We start from the raw sequence: 7,208 nt of genomic DNA on the forward strand, positions 1-7,208 counted from the left end.
TTGAGCTAATAATTGTGGATAAGTAATAGAAATTTCACGTTTTTAGATTGAACTTTGAAAAAAGAAACTGGGATTAGTCAGGTTTAAATTTCACCATAAGGGCATAGACCCGGTATTGGAGCATATGGTGACATCCGCCTCTTGGATAGACTGAACGAAGGAATTTAGGACATAGATCCTGTGAGACATGGAAGGGTAAGTTACCAGAGATAATGCGGATATCCGACGTAGCCATAATTTAACAAAAAAGCATAACTCTATTTAGGTCACTCATCTATGCCCATATAAATACAATAATTCAATATATACCAAGAAGGTTTCTTTTTGAAATGATGAGATTCTAAGAATGAGTGAGATATCAAGAGTAATTTATAATATAGAGAGGAAGGTGAAAATTATCAAAGTGCAAAAATTAAAGTCTATTTTAATGATTTCAGTTGGAGTTGCATTAGCATCTCAAGTCAATATGAATTTTTTTGTACCGGGGTTTATAATAACCCTTGCTGTTGTTATATTGCCCGTATTTCTATATTTTTACAAAGAATTTAACCCTATAGAAATACTTCTTGCAACGGGGATAGTTTCTCCCCTTTATAGGGGGATATTCTTATACATTGCTAGTGAAAATTTACATACTACCATTGGCTTTATAGGGCCTGATGTTTTGTTTTATTTTACATATGGAATACTATTCTATTTATTCTATTGGAAAAAAGAAAAATCGAATTTAACAGATTTGGGCTTCTCAATATTTTTTTGTGATTTTTTTTCTAACATTTTAGAGATCAGTGTAATACTTGGGTTCAAGGGATATAGTTATAACATGTTTCAAAATTTAGCATTAATAGCCTTCACAAGAACTGTAATAGCAATATGTCTAATATTGTTACTGAAACATTATAAGTTATTACTTATCAAGGAAGAACATGAGGAAAGATATAGAAAATTAATGTTAATGACTTCAAGTGTAAAAAGTGAAATTTATTTCATGAATAAAAACAATGCGGATATTGAAGATGTTATGAAAAAAGCTTATTCCCTATATAAAACTATATCAGAGAATAACTATCCTTTTGAATTAAAAAATATATCTCTTGATATAGCAAAAGATGTGCATGAAATAAAAAAAGATTATATAAGCGTTATAAAAGGATTAGAAGAAATGGTTGGCGAAAAAACGGATGCGGCGAAAATGAATATTTACGATATGGCAAACATTATTGAAATTGAGGTAAAGGAGCATATAAAAAGAAACAAATCAAATGCAGGTTTAAAATTTGAAATAGAAGATAATTTCAATGTTAAGGAACATTTTTATCTGGTCTCTGTTCTGAGAAACCTTATTTATAATAGTATGGAAGCTATGGAGGAAGTGAATAATGGGTTTATAAAAATATCTATTAAGAGGAAGCAGGGGGAGTGTATTTTTGTTATATCCGATAATGGCAAAGGTATAAAGGAGAAAGATCTTGAATATATTTTCAATCCTGGATTTTCAACTAAATTTAATACTGAGACTGGTGACATCTGCCGAGGTATTGGACTTGCCCATGTAAAAGGCATTGTTAATGATATTTTTTTAGGTTCTATAGATGTTCATTCCTCAACGCTCCTAGGGACGGAATTTACTATGAAAATAAAAGAAGATATAATGGAAGGAGAAATTTCATGAGATACTATATTGTTGATGATGACATAAGTATAGTAAGAATACTTACTAATATAATAGAAGAAAACAATTCATTTGAAGTTATAGGTTGCTCAAACAATGGAGAAACTGCTTTTAACGAGATACTTTTATTAGCCCCAGACATTGTGCTTGTAGATTTTCTTATGCCTAAAATGGATGGAAATACTCTTGTGCAACAGGTCAAAAGTTTAAGGCCAGCCATTTGTTTTATTATGATATCTCAGGTTTTAGATAGTGAACTTATCTCAGATTCATATAAATCGGGAATAGAATTTTTTATAAAAAAGCCTATAAATAAAATTGAAGTGGAAAAGGTAACCTCAAAAGTTGCAGAAAAAATTGAAATGCAAATAATGCTTACTAATATTAAGAAAATGTTGAGAAGTTCTGCTGAGCCCAATAAGGACATAGGTGGCAGCTTAAAGGAAATAAAACATATTTTAAGTATACTAGGAATGCTTGGTGAAAAGGGTACAACTGATATAATGAAAATATGTGAATACCTTATCGAAAACAAAAAAACTTTCTCGGAATGCAATTTAGATAAGCTCTTTACCTGCTTTGGGGATAATTCCGATATTGTGAAACAAAGGGTTCGAAGAGCAATTAAGGTCGGACTAGAGAATATGGCAAACTTAGGAATCGAAGATTATGGGAATGAAACTTTTTATACTTATTCGAATGTTCTTTTTAAATTTTCAAGTGTGAAAGCTGAAATGGACCATATAAAATGCTTAAAGAAAACTGGAGGCAAAATTTCAATAAATATATTTTTAGAAGGTCTTCTGCTCAACTGTGAAGTGGACTAAAAATAGTAATAAGAAATATTTAAAATTCTAAAAACATTAAAAACATTTAGAATTTTAAATATTTTTTTTGATGTAAATTGATTGTTTTTGAAAAGTCATTGTTATAATAAAAGAAAATAAATAGGGGGATTACTAAATGGATTTTGCTACTTTAACAGGTAAATTTGCAGGTTTGCTTTGGGGCTCAGGTTTGATTTATCTTTGTTTGGGCGCTGGTATTTATTTTTCAATACGAATGAAATTTCCACAACTTCGCCTAATAAAAGACATGGTGCATCAATTGCTTGGAGGAAAGAGTTCTACAAAAGGTGTTTCATCTTTTCAAAGTTTTGCGATGGCATTAGGTGGACGTGTAGGTGTAGGAAATATTGCTGGAGTTGCTACTGCAATATTTTATGGTGGTCCAGGAGCAATCTTTTGGATGTGGATTATTGCATTCTTAGGAGCTGGTTCGGCCTATGCAGAATCTGCTTTGGCTCAGGTATGGAAAGAAGATATTGCTGGTGATTACCGTGGAGGTCCGGCATACTATATAGAAAAAGGATTGAAAAACAAACCTTTTGCTATACTATTTGCTATAGTAACCATTATAGGAAATGGATTTACTGGCCCAGGTATCCAAGCATTTAACATTGCTGAGACATCACAGACCGCATTTGGTATATCTCCATATGTTACAGGAATTTTTGTTTCTGTCTTATTCGGTTTTGTCATTTTCGGTGGAATTAAAAGAATCGCTAATGTAGCTGGAGCAGTTGTTCCATTTATGGCAGCCGCTTATATTCTAATTGCTTTTGCTATCTTGTTTATAAATATTAAAAATATACCATCAATGTTTGGCTTAATCTTCAGCTCTGCATTTAACGCTAACGCAGCATTCGGTGCTGTATTTGGAAATGCAGTTATGTGGGGAGTAAAAAGAGGACTTTATTCTAACGAAGCAGGAATGGGTACTGGTGCACAGGCATCCGCTGCTGCAGAAGTATCCCACCCTGCAAAACAAGGTCTTGTTCAATCTTTCTCAGTATATGTGGACACGTTATTCGTTTGTACAGCAACTGCACTTATGATACTCTCTACAGGAAAATACAATGTTGCAAATCCCGCTGGTGGATTTTTGGTTGAAAATCTTCCAGGAGTTGGTGTTGGTCCTTCTTTCGCTCAAGAATCTATAAACACAATGATTCCCGGTCTTGGAAGTCCATTTATTGCTATAGCAATCTTCTTCTTTGCATTCACTACATTACTTGCATTTGCCTACTATACTAATAGTAATGTTGCATATTTATTTAGGAAGAGTAAGAATTTGAAAACTATTTCATTTATTACGAAGATAGTTTTAGTAGTATCTACATTTTACGGAACAATCCGTACATCAAGTATGGCTTGGAATCTTGCGGACATTGGTGTTGGTATGATGGCATGGCTTAATATAATTGCTATTATACTATTAACAAAACCTGTTCTTGCAACTCTTAAAGATTATGAGCAGCAAAAAAAGATGGGGTTGGATCCTGTTTTTGTTCCTGAGAGATGCGGTATTAAAGGTGCTGAAGTTTGGAATGACATAGTTGAACAGAACTATCCAGAACAGTTGGCAGCACTTAAAGAAAAGGTAGGAGATATTAATGAATAAAATATTAGGAGGAATTTATTATGTTTAATTTAAGAAACAGAAATTTTTTAACTCTGATGGACTTTACTCCAAAGGAAATAAACTACTTTTTAGATTTAGCTAGAGACTTAAAAAGAGCTAAATACGCAGGTACAGAGACTCAAAAATTAAAAGGCAAAAATATTGCTCTAATATTTGAAAAAAGCTCAACAAGAACAAGATGTGCTTTTGAAGTAGGGGCACTCGACCAAGGAGCACACGTAACTTACCTTGGACCTACAGGAACTCAAATTGGTAAAAAGGAATCTGTAGCAGACACAGCTAGAGTTCTTGGAAGAATGTATGATGGAATAGAATATAGAGGATATGGTCAAGAAATAGTTAAAGAATTAGCTAAATATGCAGGAGTACCTGTATGGAATGGTTTAACAACAGAAGATCACCCAACACAAATTCTTGCAGACTTATTAACTATAAAAGAGCACTTTTCAAAACCATTAAACGAAATTAAATTTGTTTATGCTGGAGATGGTAGAAATAATATGGCAAATGCTCTTATGATAGGTGCTGCTAAAATGGGTATGGACTTTAGAATAGTTGCTCCAAATTCACTATTCCCTGATGAAGTACTAGTTAGTAAATGTAGAGAGATAGCTGCTACGACAGGGGCAAAAATTACTATTACAAGTGATGTAGCACAGGGAGTAAAAGATGCAGATGTAATATATACTGACGTTTGGGTTTCAATGGGAGAAGCAGATGAAGTTTGGGAGCAAAGGATTAATATATTAAAACCATATCAAGTTAATAAAGAAATGATGGGACTTACTGGTAATAGAGATACTAAATTTATGCATTGTCTACCAGCATATCATGATTTGAAAACTGGAGTTGGCAGAGATGTATTCGAAAAATTTGGAATGAATGGTGTTGAAGTTACAGATGAAGTATTTGAAAGTGAAGCATCTATAGTATTTGATGAAGCAGAAAATAGAATGCATACAATAAAAGCAGTTATGGTTGCTACACTTGGTGACTAATCAAAAATAGTTTGAAAAGTTGTATTGATAGTAATCTTCTATTTGGATTATGCTTTCAATATATATAGATTTAATTGGCGAGGGTAAAATTTTTGCTCTCGCCAAAAAATATGTACGCTACAAAACATACGATAAAGGGGTAGTTTTAAATGTCTGATAGTTCAAAAAAACTAGGATTATTTTCACTAATAGCACTAGTTATTAGTTCCTCAGTAGGTGCAGGTATATTTAATATATCTAGTGATTTAGCATCAGGTGCTGCTGCAGGAGCAGTAATTATTGCATGGGTAATTGTTGGTTTTGGTATTTTAATGCTATCGTTATCTTTCAATAATTTATTAATAAAAAAGCCTGAATTAAATGGTATATTCAGCTATGCGGAAGATGGTTTCGGAAGATTTGGAGGGTTTGTTAGTGGATGGGGATACTGGTTATCCGCTTGGCTTGGCAATGTAGCCTTTGCCACAATGCTTATGAGTACACTTTCTTACTTCTTTCCTGTCTTTGGAAACGGTCAAAATATTCCATCAATTATTGGTGCTAGTATTTTCATGTGGTCACTTACTTTCATAGTTAATAGGGGGGTTGAAGACGCAGCTGTTATAAATACAATAGTTACTATATTTAAATTAATCCCAATCTTTTTATTCATAGTCATAGGTATTATAGCTTTTAAGGTGGATTTATTTTCATTTCATTTTTGGGGAAATGTATCTACTAATTTTGACTTTTCAGATGTATTCACACAAGTTAAAAGTTGTATGATGGTTATGATGTGGGTTTTTGTTGGTATAGAAGGAGCTTCAATGCTGTCTTCCCGTGCTAATAAGAAATCTGACGCCGGCAAGGCAACTATTCTTGGATTAATAGGTTTGCTAATTATTTATGTTTTAACGTCCATGATTCCTTATGGTCTTATGAGCAAAGATCAATTATCTAACTTAGCTACTCCCGCGATGGCTTTTATCTTAAAAGACGTTGTTGGATCTTGGGGAGCCACATTCATAAATATAGGTTTAATAATTTCAATTTTAGGCGCATGGTTATCTTGGACGATGCTACCAGCTGAAACAGCTCTTTTAATGGCTCGTGCAAGACTACTTCCAAAAATATTTGGTAAAGTAAATAAAGCTGGTTCACCTACTTTTTCTTTGATGATTACAGCATCCTTAATTCAACTATTTCTTTTTACTTTCTTATTTACAGATAAAGCATACCAATTTGCTTACTCTCTCTGTACTGCTTCAATATTAATTTGTTATTTATTTGTTGGAATGTATCAATTTAAAATTTCTTATATAGATAGACATGAAAAAGGTCAAATAAAACAAATTATAATAGGTTTTATTGCAGCAATTTTTCAAATTTGGGCAATTGTAGCTTCAGGAATAAACTATACTCTACTTTGCTTTATAGCTTACATTCCTGGAATTGTTTTTTTCGCCATGGCTAGAAAAGAAAATGGTGAAAAGAATTGGTTAACAAAAAGACAATGGATAACGACTGCTTTAATTGCTTTTGGAGCAATATATATTATTTATCAAGTAGCTACGGGAAACGTTGCTATTTAAATTATGAAAATGGATTAAAATAGTTGTCGACTTATTAAGAAAGTTAATAAAATTTAAATTAAGATAAAAGGAGATATAAATATGGAAAGAATAGTAATAGCACTTGGTGGTAATGCCCTTCAAGCAAATCCAAAAGATACTACAGCAGAAGCACAACTCGTAACAGCAAGACAAACTTCGGAGGCTATTGTAGATTTAATTGAACAGGGGCATGAGGTAATTGTTGCCCATGGTAATGGACCTCAAGTAGGTCAACTTATAGCTACTTATGAAGCAGCTAATTCAATACATGAAAACAGTCCGATAATGCCTTTTCCAGAATGTGGCGCCATGAGTCAAGGTTATATAGGATATCATTTGCAACAAAGCATTAGAGCGGAAATGAGAAAAAGAAGCATAAAAAAGGAAGTTGCAACAGTAGTTACTCAAGTAATAGTTGACCAAAATGATGGAGGGTTTAAGAACCCAACTAAACCAGTAGGT

At 32.9% G+C, this 7,208-nt stretch carries 5 protein-coding genes and 1 pseudogene; all 6 read left to right on the plus strand.

All coding sequences use genetic code 11. From position 1 onward, the window contains the following. Positions 1 to 346 precede the first annotated feature (346 nt). Positions 347 to 1,672: an ATP-binding protein gene (locus tag ACJAX4_RS20520; RefSeq protein WP_435791294.1), complete on the plus strand. Its 1,326-nt coding sequence runs from the start codon at positions 347 to 349 to the stop codon at positions 1,670 to 1,672. After that, complete coding sequence (locus ACJAX4_RS20525; RefSeq protein ID WP_435791295.1) at positions 1,669 to 2,499, plus strand: DNA-binding domain-containing protein; 831 nt, start codon at positions 1,669 to 1,671, stop codon at positions 2,497 to 2,499. The genes ACJAX4_RS20520 and ACJAX4_RS20525 overlap by 4 nt, the downstream gene beginning before the upstream one ends. Positions 2,500 to 2,635: 136 nt before the next feature. Then, positions 2,636 to 4,135, plus strand: coding sequence for an alanine/glycine:cation symporter family protein (locus ACJAX4_RS20530; RefSeq protein ID WP_435791296.1), 1,500 nt, complete (start codon positions 2,636 to 2,638; stop codon positions 4,133 to 4,135). 20 nt (positions 4,136 to 4,155) lie between these two features. Continuing rightward, positions 4,156 to 5,154 (plus strand): ornithine carbamoyltransferase, encoded by a 999-nt coding sequence (argF, locus tag ACJAX4_RS20535; protein ID WP_435791297.1) that lies wholly within the window; start codon positions 4,156 to 4,158, stop codon positions 5,152 to 5,154. A 149-nt stretch (positions 5,155 to 5,303) separates the two neighbouring features. Beyond that, positions 5,304 to 6,725, plus strand: a complete 1,422-nt coding sequence (gene arcD / locus ACJAX4_RS20540; RefSeq protein ID WP_435791298.1) for an arginine-ornithine antiporter — start codon at positions 5,304 to 5,306, stop codon at positions 6,723 to 6,725. Between the two features lie 81 nt (positions 6,726 to 6,806). Next, positions 6,807 to 7,208, plus strand: a pseudogene (locus ACJAX4_RS20545) (carbamate kinase); the annotation flags it as partial.

Origin of the sequence: Clostridium sp., from assembly GCF_051278035.1 — a bacterium.
In the GTDB taxonomy this organism is placed as follows: domain Bacteria; phylum Bacillota; class Clostridia; order Clostridiales; family Clostridiaceae; genus Clostridium_AD.